Annotated in this window: 16 protein-coding genes and 2 tRNA genes; 9 read left to right on the forward strand and 9 right to left on the reverse strand. The window is 70.6% G+C overall.

What is annotated here, in order from left to right:
* Nucleotides 1-89: 89 nt before the first annotated feature.
* Nucleotides 90-1,436 (forward strand): hypothetical protein, encoded by a 1,347-nt coding sequence (locus tag AC5WS8_RS21505; RefSeq protein WP_496105075.1) that lies wholly within the window; start codon nucleotides 90-92, stop codon nucleotides 1,434-1,436.
* 46 nt (nucleotides 1,437-1,482) lie between these two features.
* Here the strand turns inward: AC5WS8_RS21505 and AC5WS8_RS21510 are convergent, their stop codons facing one another.
* Nucleotides 1,483-2,085 carry a YceI family protein gene (locus AC5WS8_RS21510; protein ID WP_496105076.1) on the reverse strand — a complete coding sequence of 201 codons (603 nt, stop codon included), beginning with the start codon at nucleotides 2,083-2,085 and terminating at the stop codon, nucleotides 1,483-1,485.
* Between the two features lie 389 nt (nucleotides 2,086-2,474).
* Between AC5WS8_RS21510 and AC5WS8_RS21515 the strand changes: the two genes are divergently transcribed.
* Both AC5WS8_RS21515 and AC5WS8_RS21520 read left to right on the forward strand, forming a co-directional pair.
* On the forward strand, nucleotides 2,475-4,067 hold the full coding sequence (locus AC5WS8_RS21515; protein ID WP_496105077.1) for an acyl-CoA carboxylase subunit beta: 1,593 nt from the start codon (nucleotides 2,475-2,477) through the stop codon (nucleotides 4,065-4,067).
* Between the two features lie 57 nt (nucleotides 4,068-4,124).
* A complete protein-coding gene (locus tag AC5WS8_RS21520) occupies nucleotides 4,125-4,322 on the forward strand; it encodes an acyl-CoA carboxylase subunit epsilon (protein WP_496105078.1) in 198 nt (65 codons plus the stop codon).
* A 253-nt stretch (nucleotides 4,323-4,575) separates the two neighbouring features.
* Here the strand turns inward: AC5WS8_RS21520 and AC5WS8_RS21525 are convergent, their stop codons facing one another.
* The 8 genes from AC5WS8_RS21525 to AC5WS8_RS21560 form a co-directional block, all read right to left on the reverse strand.
* A complete protein-coding gene (locus AC5WS8_RS21525) occupies nucleotides 4,576-5,157 on the reverse strand; it encodes a GTP-binding protein (protein ID WP_014675207.1) in 582 nt (193 codons plus the stop codon).
* Nucleotides 5,138-5,713: a DUF742 domain-containing protein gene (locus AC5WS8_RS21530; protein WP_496105079.1), complete on the reverse strand. Its 576-nt coding sequence runs from the start codon at nucleotides 5,711-5,713 to the stop codon at nucleotides 5,138-5,140. Before AC5WS8_RS21530 ends, AC5WS8_RS21525 begins: the two co-directional genes overlap by 20 nt.
* A 97-nt stretch (nucleotides 5,714-5,810) precedes the next feature.
* Complete coding sequence (locus tag AC5WS8_RS21535) at nucleotides 5,811-6,224, reverse strand: roadblock/LC7 domain-containing protein (RefSeq protein ID WP_029385896.1); 414 nt, start codon at nucleotides 6,222-6,224, stop codon at nucleotides 5,811-5,813.
* Nucleotides 6,225-6,234: 10 nt separating this feature from the next.
* On the reverse strand, nucleotides 6,235-9,489 hold the full coding sequence (locus tag AC5WS8_RS21540; protein ID WP_496105080.1) for a sensor histidine kinase: 3,255 nt from the start codon (nucleotides 9,487-9,489) through the stop codon (nucleotides 6,235-6,237).
* A gap of 367 nt (nucleotides 9,490-9,856) precedes the next feature.
* The gene (locus AC5WS8_RS21545; RefSeq protein ID WP_054219273.1) at nucleotides 9,857-10,432 is read right to left on the reverse strand and encodes a GTP-binding protein; all 576 of its coding nucleotides are present in this window, start codon (nucleotides 10,430-10,432) and stop codon (nucleotides 9,857-9,859) included.
* A complete protein-coding gene (locus AC5WS8_RS21550; protein WP_366024938.1) occupies nucleotides 10,413-10,811 on the reverse strand; it encodes a DUF742 domain-containing protein in 399 nt (132 codons plus the stop codon). The genes AC5WS8_RS21545 and AC5WS8_RS21550 overlap by 20 nt, the downstream gene beginning before the upstream one ends.
* A gap of 111 nt (nucleotides 10,812-10,922) precedes the next feature.
* Complete coding sequence (locus tag AC5WS8_RS21555) at nucleotides 10,923-11,336, reverse strand: roadblock/LC7 domain-containing protein (RefSeq protein ID WP_103838061.1); 414 nt, start codon at nucleotides 11,334-11,336, stop codon at nucleotides 10,923-10,925.
* A gap of 9 nt (nucleotides 11,337-11,345) precedes the next feature.
* Nucleotides 11,346-15,089: a sensor histidine kinase gene (locus AC5WS8_RS21560; protein WP_496105081.1), complete on the reverse strand. Its 3,744-nt coding sequence runs from the start codon at nucleotides 15,087-15,089 to the stop codon at nucleotides 11,346-11,348.
* 598 nt (nucleotides 15,090-15,687) lie between these two features.
* Here AC5WS8_RS21560 and AC5WS8_RS21565 point away from each other — a divergent pair.
* From AC5WS8_RS21565 to AC5WS8_RS21590, 6 genes are all read left to right on the forward strand, one after another.
* Nucleotides 15,688-15,876 carry a hypothetical protein gene (locus tag AC5WS8_RS21565; protein ID WP_496105082.1) on the forward strand — a complete coding sequence of 63 codons (189 nt, stop codon included), beginning with the start codon at nucleotides 15,688-15,690 and terminating at the stop codon, nucleotides 15,874-15,876.
* A 252-nt stretch (nucleotides 15,877-16,128) separates the two neighbouring features.
* Entirely contained in the window at nucleotides 16,129-16,905 is a 777-nt protein-coding gene (locus AC5WS8_RS21570) for a fumarylacetoacetate hydrolase family protein (RefSeq protein ID WP_496105083.1), read from the forward strand.
* Nucleotides 16,898-18,373 carry a glutamate--tRNA ligase gene (gene gltX, locus AC5WS8_RS21575; RefSeq protein ID WP_496105084.1) on the forward strand — a complete coding sequence of 492 codons (1,476 nt, stop codon included), beginning with the start codon at nucleotides 16,898-16,900 and terminating at the stop codon, nucleotides 18,371-18,373. Before AC5WS8_RS21570 ends, gltX begins: the two co-directional genes overlap by 8 nt.
* 122 nt (nucleotides 18,374-18,495) lie before the next feature.
* Nucleotides 18,496-19,227 (forward strand): HAD family hydrolase, encoded by a 732-nt coding sequence (locus AC5WS8_RS21580; RefSeq protein WP_496105085.1) that lies wholly within the window; start codon nucleotides 18,496-18,498, stop codon nucleotides 19,225-19,227.
* 92 nt (nucleotides 19,228-19,319) lie between these two features.
* Nucleotides 19,320-19,391, forward strand: a tRNA-Gln gene (locus AC5WS8_RS21585).
* A 39-nt stretch (nucleotides 19,392-19,430) separates the two neighbouring features.
* A tRNA-Glu gene (locus AC5WS8_RS21590) sits at nucleotides 19,431-19,503 on the forward strand.
* Nucleotides 19,504-19,506: the final 3 nt, after the last annotated feature.

Genomic DNA, 19,506 nt, shown 5'->3' on the forward strand with positions numbered 1-19,506 from the left:
ATGGATCGGGGCCGGGGGGGGCGGTCCGCACCCCCCCCCCGGGCCCGGACGGACGACCGGGTTCGGACGGCTTCCGGTAGGTTCGAAGTATGAAGGCCGTGCTCCACCGAGGACTTGTCGTGGCGCTGGTCGGCCTGCTCCTGTCCGCGTTCACGGTGCTGTCCGCCGGTGCGCCCCGCGCCGAGGCCGCCACGGACGTCTCGGCCATCGCGCAGGCGCTCCGCAGCGGCCCCGTGTACGTCGATCCGGCCGCCTCCGGGCAGCTGTCCGCCGCGGACGCCGACGCGCTCGCCAAGAAGATCGAGGACGCGGGCAAGCCGGTCTTCGTCGTGGTCCTGCCCGCCGGCTACCCGACCCGGAACCTCTTCGTCGACCTGCGCACGGCCACCGGCATCACCGGCCTGTACGGGGTCCGCCTCGGCGACCGCTTCGACGCCCGCGCCGACTCCTCGGTCCTCGGGCACAGCGCCGTGCGGAACCTGGTCACCAGCGTCCAGGGAGAGACCGCCAAGGCCCAGCTGAACGACTTCACCGACCGTGCCCTGGCCAACGTCGGCGGCCACGCCCCGTCGAGCTGGGGCACCTCCGGCAGCAGCCACCGGGTGTCGTCCACCGCGCTGATCACGCTGGCCGTGGTGCTGGTGCTGGTCGGCACCGGCGCCTACGTGCTCGTACGCCGCACCCGGCGCCGGAGCGCGGAGGAGCAGCAGGCGGCTCTGGAGAAGCTGCGGGTCGTGGTGGACGAGGACATCACCGCCTTCGGCGAGGAACTGGACCGCCTCGACTTCCAGCCGGGGGAGCCGGGCGCCGACGACGCGATGCGCAGGGACTACGCACGCGCCCTGGACGCGTACGAGGAGGCGAAGTCGGCCATGGCGGCGGCGCGGCGCCCCGAGGACGTGAAGGCCGTGACCCAGGCCCTGGAGGACGGCCGCTTCTCACTGGCGACGCTCGCCGCCCGCCGCGAGGGCCGGCCGCTGCCCGAGCGCCGGGCGCCCTGCTTCTTCGACCCGCGCCACGGCCCGTCCGTCGCCGACGCGACCTGGACCCCTCCGGGCGGCGCCCCGCGCGAGGTCCCGGTCTGCGCGGCCGACCGGGCCCGTCTGGCCGACGGCCGCGACCCCGTGATCCGCGAGGTGGACACGGAGTACGGCCGCCGCCCCTACTGGGACGCCGGCCCCGCCTACGGCCCCTGGGCGGGCGGCTACTTCGGTGGCGGCATGCTGCCCGGTCTGCTCGTCGGCACGTTGCTGGGCAGCATGATGGCCACCCCGTCGTACGCCGACGACTACGGCACCGGCTTCGGCGACTTCGGCGGATACCAGGGCGGCGACGTCTCGGGCGCCGACTTCGACCCCGGGGACTTCGGCGGCGGCTTCGGCGACGGCGGGGGAGGGGACTTCGGTGGCGGCGGGGACTTCGGCGGAGGCTTCTGACCGTCTGCCCCAGGGCGCACAGGCCGCCTTGTTCCCGCCCTGCGGGCTACGCCTGCTTGATCGCCGAGATGTCGAAGACCAGCTTGACCCTGTCGGAGACCAGGACGCCGCCCGTCTCCAGGGCCGCGTTCCAGGTCAGGCCCCACTCGGAGCGCAGGATCTCCGCCGTGCCCTCGAAACCGACGCGTTCGTTGCCGAACGGGTCCTTGGCAGCGCCGTTGAACTCCAACTCGATGGTGAGCGGCTTGGTGGTGCCGAGGATCGTGAGGTCGCCGGTGATCCGGTAGTCGTCGCCACCGAGCGCCTCCGCGTGGGTGGAACGGAAGGTCATCGCCGGGTGCTCGTCGATCCGGAAGAAGTCGGAGCTCTTGAGGTGGTTGTCGCGGTCGGCGGACCCGGTGTCGATGCTGTCCGTCCTCACGTCGAGGGAGGCCGTGGACTTCGACGGGTCCGAGCCGTCCAGGTGCAGTGTGCCGGTGAAGTCCTTGAAGCTGCCCTTGACGTTGGTGACCATCGCGTGCCGGGCCACGAACCCGATGGTGCTGTGCGCCGGGTCCAGTGTGTACTCACCGGTGAGAGCGGCGAGGTCCGGGTTCACGCCCGCGTCCGGGGCGGTCTCGGTGCTGTTCTTGCGGCTGAAGAGGTTCATGACGTGCTCCTTCGAGGGGACGGGAATGCGCGGTCGCGGGCGGAGGCCGCGGACCCGAAGCTGTTCAATGTTCAACTAGCTCAACGAGGTCGACGGTAGACCTATTCCGTTCAGGTTTCAACATCTTGCGGGGGCGGTGGGGTCCCGAGGAGGTCTCGCCCTGCGGCCGTTCGAGGCGCCCCGTCACTCCGGAGGCGGCATGTGCGAGCCCCCAAGGTGTGATCACTCGCGGGGGCCGCTTTGTGGGGGCCCGACAACGCCGGGGCCGTCCGGGCAGTCAGAACGGCTGCATCCGGGCTCTGTTCTGTTCAGGGTTACCAGGAAAACGGCCTTGAGACTGTACGGAGTCGACGGCGAGCTTTCCTTGGTGGCTTTCGTAAGGTCGCTACATGACCGTTTTGGACGAGGCTGTGGAGTCCGGAGGCGAGCCCGCGGACGCGCGCGGACGGGTCGCCGAACTGCACGAGATCCGCAAGCAGGCCCTCGCGGGACCGAGCGAGAAGGCGACCGAGGCGCAGCACGCCAAGGGCAAGCTGACCGCCCGGGAGCGCATCGAACTGCTTCTGGACCCCGGTTCCTTCCAGGAGGTCGAGCAGCTGCGCCGGCACCGGGCGAGCGGGTTCGGTCTGGAGGCGAAGAAGCCGTACACGGACGGTGTGATCACCGGCTGGGGCACGGTGGAGGGGCGCACGGTCTTCGTCTACGCCCATGACTTCCGCATCTTCGGCGGCGCGCTGGGCGAGGCCCACGCCACGAAGATCCACAAGATCATGGACATGGCCATCGCGGCCGGGGCGCCGCTGGTCTCCCTGAACGACGGCGCGGGCGCCCGTATCCAGGAGGGGGTCTCCGCCCTCGCCGGTTACGGCGGCATCTTCCAGCGCAACACCAAGGCCTCCGGCGTCATCCCGCAGATCTCGGTGATGCTGGGCCCCTGCGCGGGCGGCGCCGCCTACAGCCCCGCGCTGACGGACTTCGTGTTCATGGTCCGCGAGACCTCGCAGATGTTCATCACCGGCCCGGACGTGGTCAAGGCGGTGACCGGCGAGGAGATCACGCAGAACGGCCTCGGCGGCGCGGACGTCCACGCCGAGACGAGCGGTGTCTGCCACTTCGCGTACGACGACGAGGAGACGTGCATCGCCGAGGTGCGCTACCTCCTCTCCCTGCTCCCGCAGAACAACCGGGAGAACCCGCCCCCGGTGGAGTGCGGCGACCCCGTCGACCGCCGCTCGGAGGTCCTCCTGGACCTGGTCCCCGCGGACGGCAACCGGCCGTACGACATGGCGAAGGTGATCGAGGAGATCGTCGACGACGGCGATTACCTCGAGGTCCACGAGCGCTGGGCGCGCAACATCATCTGTGCGCTGGCCCGGCTGGACGGCCAGGTGGTGGGCATCATCGCCAACCAGCCCCAGACCCTCGCCGGTGTACTCGACATCGAAGCCTCTGAAAAAGCTGCGCGTTTTGTGCAGATGTGTGACGCTTTTAACATTCCGTTGGTGACGTTCCTGGACGTTCCCGGGTTCCTTCCGGGTGTCGACCAGGAGCACGGAGGCATCATCCGGCACGGGGCGAAGCTGCTGTACGCGTACTGCAACGCGACCGTGCCGCGGATCTCGCTGATCCTGCGCAAGGCCTACGGAGGTGCGTACATCGTGATGGACAGCCAGTCCATCGGGGCGGACCTCACCTACGCCTGGCCGACCAACGAGATCGCCGTGATGGGCGCGGAGGGCGCGGCCAACGTGATCTTCCGCCGCCAGATCGCCGGTGCGGAGGACCCCGAGGCCATGCGGGCGCGGATGGTCAAGGAGTACAAGTCCGAGCTGATGCACCCGTACTACGCCGCCGAGCGGGGCCTGGTGGACGACGTGATCGACCCGGCCGAGACGCGCGAGGTCCTGATCAGGTCCCTGGCGATGCTGCACGCCAAGCACGCCGACCTGCCCTCCCGCAAGCACGGCAACCCGCCGCAGTAACCGGGCGGACCCACCGCGGCAACCCCGCGGACCCCTCTCTCACGGAGACTGACACCCATGAGCAACCCTGACATCCGCGTCGAGAAGGGCCACGCCGAGCCCGAGGAAGTCGCCGCGATCACGGCCGTCCTCCTGGCCCGCGCGGCGGCTCAGCCCCCCGTCCCCGCCGCGTCCCACCGAGGCCGCGCCAAGGCGGGCTGGCGCCGCCTGGAGCGCGAACCGGGCTTCCGCGCCCCGCACAGCTGGCACGGCTAGGCTGCGCCGCCCCACCGCTCGCGAAGGGTCCCTCCGCTCGGAGGGGCCCTTCTTGCTGCGCGGGCAAAGGTGGGTTCCCGCCGGTTCGGCACCGCCGGACTGGCCGTCGGGGGCGGAAAAGGGTGAGGGCCCCTCCGCAGGAAGGGGCCCGGGGTGCGCTCCTCAAGGGGCGCGGGGGAACCGTCCGACCAGCCAGGTAACGGCCCGCGGACGGAGTGCGGCACAGGGGACGACCCGGTGGCCGCGACCTCGCCTAACGGAGCCGAGCCATCAGCGCGTGCTCCACAAGAGTGATCAGCGCGGACTTCGCGTCAGCGCGATGTCTCGCGTCCGTCGTGATGATCGGCGTGTCCGGCCCGATCTGCAGGGCCTCCCGGACCTCGTCCGGCGTGTACGGCTGCTGGCCGTCGAAGCCGTTCAGCGCGATCACGAACGGCAGGCCGCTGTTCTCGAAGTAGTCGACCGCGGGGAAGCAGTCGGCCAGGCGCCGGGTGTCCACGAGGACGATCGCGCCGATCGCACCGCGGACCAGGTCGTCCCACATGAACCAGAAGCGGTCCTGGCCCGGCGTGCCGAACAGGTAGAGGATCAGGTCCTGGTCGAGGGTGATGCGGCCGAAGTCCATGGCCACCGTGGTGGTGGTCTTGTCCCCGGTGTGGGTGAGGTCGTCGATGCCCGCCGAAGCAGACGTCATGACGGCCTCCGTGCGCAGCGGGTTGATCTCCGAGACGGCGCCGACGAACGTGGTCTTGCCCACGCCGAAGCCGCCCGCCACCACGATCTTCGCGGAGGTGGTGGAGCGGGAAGGACCGCCGCTAGAGCTTGCGAAGTCCACTGAGCACCCTTTCGAGCAGTGTCACGTCTGGCTGGCCGCCGGCGTTCTCGTCGCCGCCGGGCTGATGGATGGCGACCAGGCCCGCCTCCGCCAAGTCGGCGACGAGGATCCTGGCCACGCCGAGAGGGATCGTGAGGAGGGCCGAGATCTCGGCCACCGACTTGATTTCCCGGCACAGGTTGCAGATCCGCTGATGCTCGGGCAGCTGGCCCTGCATCTGGTGCGGTTGCGCGGTGGTGTGCACCAGCGCCTCGATGGCGAGCTGGTAGCGGGGCCTGGTGCGGCCGCCCGTCATGGCGTACGGGCGCACCAGAGGGTTGTTCGAGGACCCGGCGGGCGCCGGCTCGGGGGAGCGGCGCTGCGGTTGCACGGGCTGGATACGCGGTGCCGGCGGCTGGTCGTACGGCGACGGTCCCGGACCCTGGGGCGCGTACGGCTGGCGCCACTGGCCCGGCGCGGAGGGGAAGTCGTACCGGTTCTGGTCACCCTGGCCCTGGCCCTGACCAGGGCCGTAGGACCAGTTGCCGGTGGGCGAACCGCCTGGGGGTGTTGCCACGTTCTCTCCTCCTCCGACTGCGCCGGGCACCCATCCCTGTGGAAGCCGCGTCCCGAAACCTTACGGCCCCGGGACGCTCAAACGCACCGTCCGTCTTCTAGTTGAGAAGGCTCCCCTGGAGCTCCGCACGAAGGTCCGGGGTCAGGACCGTACCGGCACGGTCGACCAGGAGGGCCATCTCGTACCCGATGAGGCCGATGTCCGCCTCCGGGTGTGCGAGAACCGCGAGCGATGAACCGTCGGAAATGGACATGATGAAGAGGAATCCCCGCTCCATCTCCACAACCGTCTGGTTCACGTTGCCGCCCTCGAAGATGCGGGAGGCACCCGCGGTCAGCGAGGTCAGACCGGAGGCGACGGCCGCCAGCTGGTCGGCGCGATCGCGGGGAAAGCCTTCGGACATCGCCAGAAGGAGTCCGTCGGCGGAGACCACCACCGTGTGGGACACCCCGGGGGTGTTGTCCACGAAGTTGGTGATCAACCAGTTCAGGTTCTGTGCCGCCTGGCTCATCGGGCTCACACTAACGCTCCTGGTTGTAGGTGCTGTCAGGACCGAAGCCCTGGCCGTTCGTTTCACTGCCTGCTCGGCGTCCCCGCTGGACGCCTCGGCGCAGGTTGCTCAGCCTGCCCCTGACGTCCTCGGGGGCACGGGAGACCTGGGGGCCTCCCTGCGGGGTCGTCTCCGCGGCGCCCTCGATCAGGTTCGCCTTGGGTACCCGTCGGGGCAGACCGGAAGCGGTGACCCCGCCCGCCTTGGGCTTCCGGAGCTGCGCTGCCTGCTGCCACCGCTCGTCGTTCGCGGAGCGCCAGTCGCCGCCCGTCTCCATGGCCGCCGGCGGATCCTGCGTCACGGGCTGGGGCCGGCCGGCGGTGCCGTTCGCGGTGGGGCCGCGGCGGGGCAGTCCGGCGTCGGTCAGCTCGTGGACGGCGGAGGGGGTCGGTCCCGGACGGTCGAAGCCTACGCGGTCCCGCTCGCCCACGTCACCGGCCTGCGCGGATTCCGGTTCGGGAGCGTACTCGGAGCGGTAGCCGTTCTGGAAGTCGTCCGGCGCCGGCCAGTCGTCGTGGTGCGACGACTCCTCGAAGGACGAGTAGCCCTCCGCCGGGCCGGACCGGTCCGCCGCACGGCTCTCCGGCACCTGCTCCGCATACGCGGGCTCCGGGTAGCCGCCACCGGACGGGAAGCCGTCGTCCTGCGGCAGTCCGCCGTTCTGGGAGAAGTACGGGTCCTGGTACGCCGTCTGCTGGGGCTCCGCGTACGCCGTCTGCTGGTCGTACGCGGCCCGCTGCTCGTCGTACGCGTGCTGTCCGGTGTCGTACCGCGGCTGCCGGTCGTCGTATGCGTGCTGTCCGTCGCCGTACGCGGGCTGCGGGGTGTCGAAGCCGTCCTGGTACGACGGAGCGGACTCGGCGCTCTCCTGCGGATCCTGCTCCCGGTCCGTGCCGTGGACCTGGGCCTCCAGGGCCGCACGGCGCTCCTCGCGCATCAGCGAGCGGCCGACCGGGTCCAACTCCCGGATGTCGTTCGGCACCTCTGTGTAGCGGCTGTCGTCGAAGCCCAGCTCCGCGGCCGTCCGCAGCGGCTGTGCGTCGAAGCTCTCGCCCTGGTAGGGCATCTGCTCCGGGATGATCTGCGAGACGGTGAACTCGTCGCGCTCCAGCGGCTGCTCGCCGCCACCGCCGTGGGTGATGGCGTCGGGAAGCATGACCAGCGAGGTGGTACCGGCCTGCTCGCCCGAGGGGCGCAGCTGGACCCGGATGCCGTGCCGGTCGGACAGCCGGCCGACCACGAACAGGCCCATGCGCTGCGAGATCGCGGCGTCCACGGTCGGCGGGTTGGCCAGCTTGTGGTTGATGTCCGCGAAGTCCTCGGCCGTGAGGCCGATGCCCTTGTCATGGATCTCGATCATGATCCGGCCGTCGGGCAGCCGGGTGGCGGTCACCCGGACCTTGGTCTGCGGCGAGGAGAACGTCGTGGCGTTCTCCAGCAGCTCCGCGAGCAGGTGCACGAGGTCGGTCACGGCGCGGCCGTGGATCTCGGCCTCCGGGACGCCGGAGAGCTCGATGCGCTCGTACTGCTCCACCTCGGAGGAGGCGGCGCGCAGCACGTCGATCAGCGGGACCGGCTGGTCCCAGCGGCGGCCGGGCTCCTCGCCGGCGAGGACGAGGAGGTTCTCGCCGTTGCGGCGCATACGGGTCGCGAGGTGGTCCAGCTTGAACAGGTTCTCCAGCTGGTCCGGGTCGGCCTCGTTGTTCTCCAGTTCGGTGATCAGGGTCAGCTGGCCCTCGATCAGCGACTGGTTGCGGCGCGAGAGGTTGGTGAAGATCGCGTTGATGTTGCCCCGCAGCAGGGCCTGCTCGGCGGCGAGCCGGACGGCCTCGCGGTGGACCTGGTCGAAGGCGCGGGCGACCTCGCCGATCTCGTCCGTGGAGGAGATCGGGATGGGCGCGACCCGGGTGTCGACACGGCCGGGGTCGGTGCGCGAGAGCTGGTCGACCAGCATCGGCAGGCGCTGCTCGGCGACCCCGAAGGCCGCGTTGCGCAGCTGGCGCATCGAGCGGCTCATCTGGCGGGCCATGAGGCCGGCGATGATGAACGCGGCGAGCAGGGCGACGACGACGATCGCGCCGGTGACGAACGCGGACTGCTTGGCGTCGTCGGCGATGGCGGAGGCGTCCGCCACGGCCTTGTCGGCCATGTCCGACTCGATCTGCCGGTACGCGTTGAACTTGAGGGTGTTGACCGCCCACCAGTTCTGCGGCGAGATGCCCTGCTGGGCGAGCGCGGCGCGGGCGGTGGTTTCGGTGGACTGCAGCGAGGCGAGAGCCGAGACCATCTTGGTCGGGTCGGACGGCGGGGGCACGTAGTTGGGGTCCTTGGCCTTGGCCTGCTGGGCCATCGCCGCGCCCTCGGACTGGATCCTCTTCTGGAGGACCGTGAGCTTGTCGGCGTCGCCCTGGGTGCCGCCGCCGATGTACTCCTCGACGGCGATGCCCTCGAGGTAGGCGTACGAGGAGAGCGCGACGCGCTGCTTGGCGAGGCTGGTGTCCGAGGGCCCGGGCTTGATCAGCATGTGCATGCCGATCGAGCGCTCGAGGGACAGGGCGGCCTTGGTCAGCGAGATGGCGTAGACGGTCCGGCCGTAGCTGGTGATGTTGCCGGTGCCCAGACCGAGTTCGTTGGCGAACTCCATCAGCGGGTGCTGGACCTGGACGTAGCCCTCTTCGGTCTGCACGCCGGACAGGGCGGAGGTGTAGGCGGCCTGGCGAAGCCTCGGCAGCTTGGTCTCGGCCTTGCGGAAGATGGAGAGGCGGCGCTCCAGGCCCGACTTGTGGGGCATGTTCCGGGCCGCCTGGTCGAAGGCCTGGGCGGCCTGGTCGGTGGCCTTGCGCACCTGGACGACCGTCGAGTCGTTCTGGCCCTTGCCCTGGAGGAGGGGTGCGGCGCTGACGTCGCGCTCGGTGATGAGTGCGTTGGCGTAGGTCAGGGACGCCTGTACCAGACGGGCCGTGTTCTCCGCGTCCCGGGCCTGCCGCCAGGTGTCGATCGAGCTCTTCACCTGGAAGCCGCCCATCACCAGGCCGACCAGCACGGGTATGAGCAGGATCGCGTTCAGCCTGGTCGGTACGCGCCAGTTGCGCGGGGAGAAGCGGCTGCCACCGGGCGGGAGAGCCGTCGGCTCCTGGCCGGGCACATGTGCGGGTGCCGCTGCGCGCGGCGGCGGGGTGAAGTTGCCCCGTGCCGACGGCTCGGGACCGTTCTTGCTTCGCCTCACTCGACCAACAACCTCTCGGCGACGGCACCTACGTCGTGCCGCGGTGTCTCCAGAGCCCTGTCTGAGACTTGTACGTCCTTGACCAATGGGCAGTTCAGGCATTCCAGCACGTCGGCCTGCGCGATTCCAAACACTCGGAATCCGGGATTCCGAACACCGGATGCCCTAGATAAAACGGTCATAAAGAGCGAGCCCCGCCAAAAGGCGGGGCTTTTGTGAGCGCAGCGATACCGACCGACCGCGCGGTGTGTCGGTACCACCGGATTTCTCTGTCGAAACGTTATGAACACCGGGGCCGACCGTGTCAAAAACCACAGCCGGCACCCGGTGATCCACGGCAACTGCCGTGTGGTGCCGCCGACTTGATCTACCGCAGGCGGGCCATGAGCGCATGTTCCACCAGCGTGATCAGCGCACTCTTCGCGTCCGCCCGGTGCCGGGCGTCCGTCGTGATGATCGGGGTGTCAGGGCCGATCTGCAGAGCTTCGCGCACCTCGTCGGGCGTGTACGGCTGGTGCCCGTCGAAGCCGTTCAGCGCGATCACGAACGGCAGGCCGCTGTTCTCGAAGTAGTCGACCGCGGGGAAGCAGTCGGCCAGGCGCCGGGTGTCCACGAGCACCACCGCGCCGATCGCACCGCGGACCAGGTCGTCCCACATGAACCAGAAGCGGTCCTGGCCCGGCGTGCCGAACAGGTAGAGGATCAGGTCCTGGTCGAGGGTGATGCGGCCGAAGTCCATGGCCACCGTGGTGGTGGTCTTGTCCCCGGTGTGGGTGAGGTCGTCGATGCCCGCGGACGCGGAGGTCATGACGGCCTCCGTGCGCAGCGGGTTGATCTCCGAGACGGCGCCCACGAACGTGGTCTTGCCGACGCCGAAGCCGCCCGCCACCACGATCTTCGCGGAGGTGGTCGCCCGCCCTCCGTCAGAGCTTGCGAAGTCCACTGAGCACCCTTTCGAGCAGTGTCACGTCCGGTGCGCCGCCGTTGCTCTCGTCGCCACCCGGCTGGTGGATCGCGACGAGTCCGGCCTCGGCGAGGTCCGCGACGAGAATCCGGGCCACACCGAGCGGCATGGCCAGCAGCGCCGACACCTCGGCCACCGACTTCACCTCACGGCACAGGTGGCAGATCCGCTGGTGCTCCGGCAGCAGTCCCATCAGCTGAGCCGGGTCGGCCGTGGTGCTGATCAGCGCCTCGATCGCGAGCTGATAGCGCGGCCGGGTCCGGCCGCCCGTCATCGCGTACGGACGGACCAGCGGCTGGTCGCCCTCGTCCCCGTACGGCTCGGCGTACGGATCGTGAGAGGCGGTGGGCGGGGTCATGAATCCTCCGGGCGGGACAGCAAGTCGGTCGGGCTAGCCGTCTGACGGGGCCGGTGGGGGGACTGTGGCGGCCTGACGGTGATTTCGTGAGGTGGGTGGTACCGGGGCCGGTCAGTGGAGAAGACTGCCCTGGAGCTCGGCGCGCAGGTCGGGCGTGAGGACCGCGCCCGCGCGGTCGACCAGCAGCGCCATCTCGTAGCCGACCAGGCCGATGTCGCACTCCGGGTGGGCGAGCACGGCGAGGGACGAGCCGTCCGAGATGGACATCAGGAACAGGAAGCCGCGTTCCATCTCGACGACGGTCTGTGCCACCGTGCCGCCCTCGAAGATCCGGGAGGCTCCCGCTGTCAGCGACGTGAGCCCGGAGGCCACGGCCGCCAGCTGGTCGGCGCGGTCACGAGGGAAGCCCTCGGACAGTGCCAGCAGGAGACCGTCGGCGGACACGACGACGGTGTGGGACACCCCGGGGGTGTTGTCCACGAAGTTGGTGATCAACCAGTTGAGGTTCTGTGCCGCCTGGCTCATCGGACTCAACTAACGCTCCTGCTGGTGAGTGGGGCTGGGGAAGCTGCCGGTCTGGGGGCCGGTACCGGCCTGGCGACCCTGTGCGATGCCCCGTCGGAGATTGGTCAGCCGCCCGCGCACTTCGTCGGGCGCACGCGAGACCTGCGGACCGCTGTGGTGCTGTTGCTGCTGGGCCGTGCCCGGCACGAGGTTCGCGCGCGGGACCCGGCGCGGCAGGCCGGAGGTGGTGACCCCGCCGGAGGCGGGCTGACGCGCGCGCTCGGCCTGGCGGACGAGCTCGTCGTTCGGTGAGGAACGCCAGGCCGACCCGGCCGGACGCTGGGGGCCCGGGGCGGACTGCTGCTGCGCGGCCGGCTGCGGCGCGGGGTCGTTGCCGTGCCGCCGCTCGCGGAACCAGTTGGTCTCGAGCGTGTCGTACAGCGGCGTACGCCCGTCGCCGGGACCCGCTGCCGGCGGCAGGGCCTCGGGGTCCTGGCGACGCTGAGGCTGCTGCTGCTGGGCCGGCGGCCGGGAGGCGCCGTAGGCGTCACCGCCCGGCTGCGGACGCTGGAACTGCCCGGTGGAGGACGGGTCCTGGCGGTTGCCGAAGTCCGGAGCCGCGAACTGGCCGGTTCCGGAGCCGTCGTAGCCCTGCGGGGCGAACTGGCCGGTCCTGGCCGGGTCCTGGGCACGGCCGGGCGCCGGGAAACGGCCCGCGTCCTGACCGTGCCCCGACGTCGGGAACCGGCCCGTGGCGCCCGGGTCGGCGGCGCCGAAGACGTCGGAGCGGACGAACCGCCCGTTGTCCGGCGCACCGGTGCCCGGACGCGGGGCGTTGAAGTCCGGCCGAGGGAAATCGGAGGTGGATCCGGAGCCCTGGCGGTCGTCGATCCGCGGGAACTCCTGGCGGTCGTCCACGCGCGGGATCTCCGCCGTCGCCCCGGGGCCCTGGCGGTCGTCGATCCGCGGCATGGGCGAGGTCGAGGTCAGCGCGTCCGGCTCCTCGTGGCCGCGCGGGGCGTCCAGCGAGGCACGCGGCACCGGCGGCTGCGCGTTCTCGTCGCTCCAGCTCGGCGTGCGCTGCTGCGGGCCGGCACCGGGCAGCTCCGCCCGCGGGCCGCCACGCCCGGGCAGCTGCGGACGGCGACGGCCACCGCGCTCCTTGGGCTGCGGCGACTGCTGCTGAGGCTGCTGCGGCGGTACGGGGGCACTGTCACCGAAGCCGGCCGGGCGCAGGCCCGGGCCGCCGTCGCCGAAGCCGCCCTGCCGGGAACCGGGCTCCTGGAAGGGCTGTGCCGCCTGCGGGCCCTGCGGTCCGCCCTGTCCGAAGCCACCGGCGCCCGCGCCCGCCGGGGCCGGACGGCCCTGCGGGGAGAGGGGGGCCTGCGGTGCTCCGGGACCGCCGGGACGGCCACCGGGGAAGGCACCGGGCAGCGCCGCCCGCGGGCCCTGGCCGGCCTCCACCTGTCCACGCTGCGAGGAGGCGTCGAGCCCCGGGCCCCCGGCGGACCGGTTGCCCTGCTGTGCCTGGCGACGGGCCGCGGCCGCGCCGGCGGCCGCCTGCGCGGCCGCGGGGCCACCGGAGTGCGGGGCGCCCTGGCCCGGCTTGCCCGGGGCCGGCTTCTTGCCGCCCTGGGCGACGTCGACCGGGAGCATGACCAGCGCGGTCGTACCACCGGAGTCGGACGGGCGCAGCTGGATGCGGATGCCGTGGCGCTGCGACAGACGGCCGACCACGAACAGGCCCATGCGGCGGGAGACCGAGACGTCCACGGTGGGCGGCGAGGCGAGCCGCTCGTTGATCGCCGCGAGGTCCTCGGGCGACAGACCGATACCGGTGTCGTGGATCTCGATCAGCACGCGGCCGTCGGGCAGCGCGTGACCGGTGACCTTGACCTTGGTCTGCGGCGAGGAGAACGAGGTGGCGTTCTCGAGCAGCTCGGCGAGCAGGTGCACGAGGTCGTTGACGACCCGGCCGGCGACCTCGGTGGCCGGGACCGCGGCCAGCTCGATGCGCTCGTACTGCTCCACCTCGGACGCGGCGGCGCGGAGCACGTCGACCAGCGGGACCGGGCGGGTCCACCGGCGGCCCGGCTCCTCACCGGCGAGGACGAGGAGGTTCTCACCGTTACGGCGCATACGCGTCGCGAGGTGGTCCAGCTTGAACAGCGAGGACAGCTGGTCCGGGTCGGCCTCGCGGGACTCCAGCTCGGAGATCAGCGACAGCTGGCGCTGGATCAGACCCTGGGAGCGGCGCGAGAGGTTGGTGAACATCGCGTTGACGTTGCCCCGCAGCAGGGCCTGCTCGGCGGCGAGGCGGACCGCCTCGCGGTGCACGTCGTCGAAGGCCGAGGCCACCCGGCCGATCTCGTCCCGGGAGTGCACACCGACCGACTCCACGGACGTGTCGACGTCCTGCGGGTCGGACTCGGACAGCTGCTTGACCAGCTCGGGCAGGCGTTCCTGGGCGACCTTGGTCGCGGTCTCCTGCAGCCGGCGCAGCGAGCGGATCATGGAGCGGGCCACGACGAAGGCGCCGACGAGGGAGACACCGAGGACGAGGAGGATCAGAGCACCGGAGATGATCGCCTCGCGCTGCGAGGCGTTCTTCAGCTCGCGGGCCTTCTGCTCCATCTGCTCCAGGAGCGTGCCCTCGATGCTCTTCATCTGCTGGATCTTCGTCGAGTCGTCGTCGACCCAGTCCTTGTACGAGCGCTTGTCCTGCGACTCCAGGCCGTTGGCGCTCTTCAGCACGCGCCCGGCGTACTGGTCGGCGGCCTCGATGGTCGGACTGCCCTGGTCGATCGGCTTCGTCAGGTCCTCGGCGCCGTCGCCGTAGATGCTGCGGAAGCTGTCCAGCTCGGAGTCCTGGCTCTCCAGGGCCGACAGGGCGTACTGACGGTCGTTCTCGGAGAGCTGGCCGAACGTGGTGTTGCTCGCGGGCAGCGCCGCCGCGATGACCGCGCGCTGCTCGGAGGCGTACTCCTTGGCGGTGGAGAAGGCCGCCAGGGCGCGGGTGCGCTGGATCATCTCCGGGTTGCTGGTGGCTTCCGCCATGTCCTGGGACAGGCTGAGCAGTCCGGTGATCAGGCGGTGGTACGCCTCGACCGTCTGGGTGGAGTTCTTCGGGTCCTTGTAGGCGTTGGCGCGTATCGCGCTCAGGTTGTTCAGCTCGCTCGCGATGCCGACGATGCTGTCGCGCACGCCCGAGAGCTGGCCGTTGCTGGAGGCGTCGCCGATCTCCTGGGTGCCCTCCAGGAAGGCGGTGCGGGCGCGGTTGGTCTTGTCGCGGACGCCCTTGACCGTGTAGTCGGTCGCGCTCGCGCCGTGGGCGAGGGGTCCGGCGGACTGGTCGCGCTCCTCCTGGAGCGCCTCCGCGAGCTGCGTCGCCTGCCTGGTCATGTCCGTCAGCAGCTTCATGTTGTCCAGCTGCTGGATCTGGTCCACGTTCTCGCTGATGCGCAGGGCACCGAGCGAGGTCGCCGCGACGACGGGGAGCGCCAGCAGCGACACCAGACGCGTGGAGATGCGCCAGTTGCGCAGCGCCAGACGTGAACCGGGATCGCCCGGGGGAGTGCTGCTCTTGGGCGCCGGGGACGGAGTGGGCGACGGGCCGGGCGTGGGAGCGCCGGTGCGCCCGGGCCGCTCGGGGCCGCCGGCGGCCGGTGCCGGTCCCTGGTTCTGGGCGTGCTGGGGCGAGGAACCGCGGTCGGTCCCGCCATGCGGCTCCGGCTCCGCCGAAGCGCTGCCATCCCTCTTGAAACGTCCCTGCACTAGCGTCGCAACCTCTGGACCAGGCGTCCCCCCGCGAGCGGTGGGACGGTGTCGGCGTTGTGGGGGGCGCCCTGAATACGCTCCCCGGGTGGTCGTGAGTGACCGGCGCTGGCTCCCCCTTCCCGCCGCTGTTCGGCGCTGCGTCGCGCCCCCTGTGCGCCGGTGCGATCCCGCGGCGGTCCGTGGAATTCCAGCACAGTGCCGGATCTCCAACAAGGCCAAACGGCAGGCGTGTGACCACCGTGACACCTTGTGAGGGGTGCGTCACCAGACGTAGAAAGAGATCTCGTACATAACGGGCGTATGCGGGCGAGGAGTCGACCGGTAAGCGGTGTCCCAGTCGCCATGATCAGGAGCGGAATGCGGGCTTCAGTGGAGCAATGTCCGTTTCGTTGAAGCGCGGTGACGGTGTCGATTGCCCGTTTTGTCTATCGGTAAGTGAGCAAACTCACACGGTGATCAGACCCTCTTCGGGGCTTTGCGCGGGAATTGGATGTTTAGCCTGACGCTTTACAGGGATGGCGAATCCGACAACCCGCGCCCCGACGGCGGCCCTTGTGGCCGCCCGGCGCCCGCAACGACGAGGTCAACGACAACAGTGAAGACCACGATGATGTTCCGCACCATAGCCAACCCGCGGCGGACGACGCTGACGCACATCGCCGACGCCGACGAGCTGCAGGCGCCGGTGACCCCGGAACACTCCGTCGACCTTCCCACCCAGACCGCCAATCCCAAGCGCACCGTCCTCATGGAGGCCCCGGTCCAGGTCTCCGTCGCGCAGTAGTACGCGCGGCGGGCGCCGCCTGCTCAACGGGCGAGGACATCGGGGACACCGGTTTCCGGGCGGCCCGCGGCCTCCTCGGCCGCAGCCCGCCGGGCTCGGTGGCGCACGGGTCCGGTGGTGGGCACGAGGCGTCGTCCCGCCGATCACGCGCCGGGCCCGGTGGCACCCGTGCGGCGCGAGGCGTGCGCCCCTTACCGCGTTAGCCTGGAGCGTCAGACTCCAGCCAGCTCAGTTAAGGGGCGCAAGGATCCCGTGCGCATCGCCAGATTCTCCATCGACGGGAACGTCGCCTTCGGCGCGGTCGAGGGCGGCAAGCCGGACGAGCTCGTCCTCGACATCATCAAGGGCATCCCGTTCGCGGACTTCGAGCTCTCCGGAACCAAGGTCCCGCTGAGCAAGGTGAGGCTGCTGCCGCCGGTGCTCCCCAACAAGGTCGTGGCCTTCGGCCGGAACTACGCCGAACACGCGCGGGAACTGGGCAACGAGGTCCCCGAGGCCCCGTTCGCCTTCTTCAAGCCGTCCACCTCGGTGATCGGCCCCGGCGACGAGATCGCCTACCCGTCCTTCTCCCAGGAGCTGCACCACGAGGCCGAGCTCGCCGTGGTGATCGGCCGCATGTGCCGCGAGGTCCCGCGCGACCGTGTCAAGGACGTGATCCTCGGCTACACCTGCGCCAACGACGTGACCGCGCGCGACGTCCAGCGCCGTGAGAAGCAGTGGGCGCGGGCCAAGGGGTTCGACACCTCCTGCCCGCTCGGCCCCTGGGTGGAGACCGACGTCGACCCGAGCGATCTGACCATCCAGCTCACGGTCAACGGCGAGCAGCGCCAGCTCGGCCGTACGAGCGAGATGATCCACCCGATCGAGGATCTGATCGTGAACATCTCCGAGGCCATGACGCTGCTCCCCGGCGACGTGATCCTCACGGGCACCCCCGCGGGGGTCGGCCCCCTCAACGTCGGCGACGAGGTCGCCGTCACCATCGAAGGCATCGGCACTCTCACCAACAGGGTGATCAAGCGTGGCTAACGCGAACGTCCGCGTACGTTTCTGTCCGTCCCCGACCGGCAACCCCCATGTGGGCCTGGTCCGCACCGCCCTGTTCAACTGGGCGTTCGCCCGCCACACCGGCGGCACGTTCGTCTTCCGCATCGAGGACACGGACGCGGCCCGCGACTCCGAGGAGTCGTACGTCCAGCTTCTGGACTCGCTGCGCTGGCTTGGCTTCGACTGGGACGAGGGCCCGGAGGTCGGCGGCCCGCACGCGCCGTACCGCCAGTCCCAGCGGATGGACCTCTACAAGGACGTCGCCCACAGGCTCCTGGACGGTGGCTACGCCTACCCCTGCTACTGCACGACCGAGGAGCTGGACACCCGCCGTGAGGCCGCCCGCGCCGCCGGGAAGCCGTCCGGGTACGACGGGCACTGCCGCGACCTGGCCGCGGAGCAGGTGGCGGCCTACGAGGCCGAGGGCCGCACGCCGATCGTCCGCTTCCGCATGCCCGACGAGCCGATCACCTTCACCGACCTGGTCCGCGGTGAGCTGACGTTCACACCCGAGAACGTGCCGGACTACGGCATCGTCCGGGCCAACGGCGCCCCCCTGTACACCCTGGTGAACCCGGTCGACGACGCCCTGATGGAGATCACCCACGTCCTGCGCGGCGAGGACCTGCTCTCCTCCACGCCGCGGCAGATCGCCCTGTACAAGGCGCTGATCGAGCTGGGCATCGCCAAGGCCGTGCCCGAGTTCGGCCACCTGCCGTACGTGATGGGCGAGGGCAACAAGAAGCTGTCGAAGCGCGACCCGCAGTCGTCGCTGAACCTCTACCGCGAGCAGGGCTTCCTGCCCGAGGGCCTGCTCAACTACCTCTCCCTGCTGGGCTGGTCGCTCGCGCCCGACCGCGACATCTTCTCGATCGACGAGATGGTCGCCGCCTTCGACATCGCGAACGTGAACCCCAACCCGGCCCGCTTCGACCTGAAGAAGGCCGAGTCGATCAACGCCGACCACATCCGGCTGCTGGACGTGAAGGACTTCACCGAGCGCTGCCGGCCGTGGCTGAAGGCCCCGGTCGCTCCGTGGGCGCCCGAGGACTTCGACGAGGCGAAGTGGCAGGCGATCGCGCCGCACGCGCAGACCCGCGTCAAGGTCCTGTCCGAGATCACGGACAACGTCGACTTCCTGTTCCTCCCGGAGCCGGTGTCCGACGAGGCGAGCTGGACCAAGGCGATGAAGGAGGGCTCGGCCGAACTGCTGGCCACGGCCCGCGCCAAGCTGTTCCAGGCCGACTTCGCCGACGCGGAGTCGCTGAAGGACGCCGTGCTGGCGGCCGGTGAGGAGCACGGCCTCAAGCTCGGCAAGGCCCAGGCCCCGGTCCGCGTGGCCGTCACCGGCCGCACGGTCGGCCTTCCCCTCTTCGAGTCCCTGCAGGTTCTCGGCAAGGAGAAGACGATCGCCCGCATCGACGCGGCGCTGGCGAAGCTCGCGGCCTGACGCCTCCGCGCGTATATAGGGGCGGCCACCCGGTACGGGTGCCGCCCCTCGGCGTGTCCGGGGCCCCGGCGCCGCACGCCGCAGCCCGGGACCCCCGACCGGTCTGCCGGTACCGTCCTGTCATGGCCATCAGAGCTGTCGTATGGGACGTCGACGACACCCTTTTCGACTACACCACCGCCGACCGTGCCGGCATGCGGACGCACCTCACGGCCGAGGACCTGCTGGACGGTTTCGCGACCGTCGAGCAGGCCCTCGGCCGCTGGCGGGAGATCACCGACGCCCAGTGGGCGCGGTACGCGGCCGGGGAGGTCTCCTTCGAGGGGCAGCGCCGCGACCGGGTCCGGGTCTTCCTGGGGAGGGACCTGACCGACGACCAGGCCGACGCCTGGTTCCGGCGCTATCTGGCCCACTACGAGGCCGCCTGGGCGCTCTTCCCGGACGTCCTGCCCGTCCTCGACGTCCTCGCCGCCAGCCACCGACACGCCGTGCTGTCCAACTCCAGCGTCCACGTCCAGGAGCGCAAGCTCCGCGCCCTCGGCGTCCGCGACCGCTTCGAGGCCGTGTTGTGCGCCGCCGAGCTGGGCGTCTCCAAACCGGACGCCCGGGCCTTCCGCGCCGCCTGCGACGCCCTCGGGCTCGCCCCCCACCAGGTGGCGTACGTCGGCGACCATCCGGAGATCGACGGGCGCGGCGCCGCCGAGGCGGGTCTGCTGTCGGTCTGGATCTGCCGAGACACCGCGCTCATCAGCGGCGATGCCACCGACGGCCCCCACCGCATCTCGTCCCTCGCCGAACTCCCCGCCATCCTCCGCGCCGATACCCGTTTTGGAGCGCCGTCCACCTTCAGGTAATGTTCTTCCTGCGCCGCGGGGAGCGGGCCGGAAGGCCGGAACCCTCCAAGCGCAGAACTAGAACAAGATCCCCTCAGGGGCTTGCGTTCCAGTGGCCTATGGTGTAATTGGCAGCACGACTGATTCTGGTTCAGTTAGTCTTGGTTCGAGTCCAGGTAGGCCAGCTCGCAGAGCTCATCTGCACCTGCGGATTCCATCCGCAAGCCCCCGTTGTGTAGCGGCCTAGCACGCTGCCCTCTCAAGGCAGTAGCGCCGGTTCGAATCCGGTCGGGGGTACGG

This window comes from Streptomyces sp. PTL18 (genome assembly GCF_059510295.1).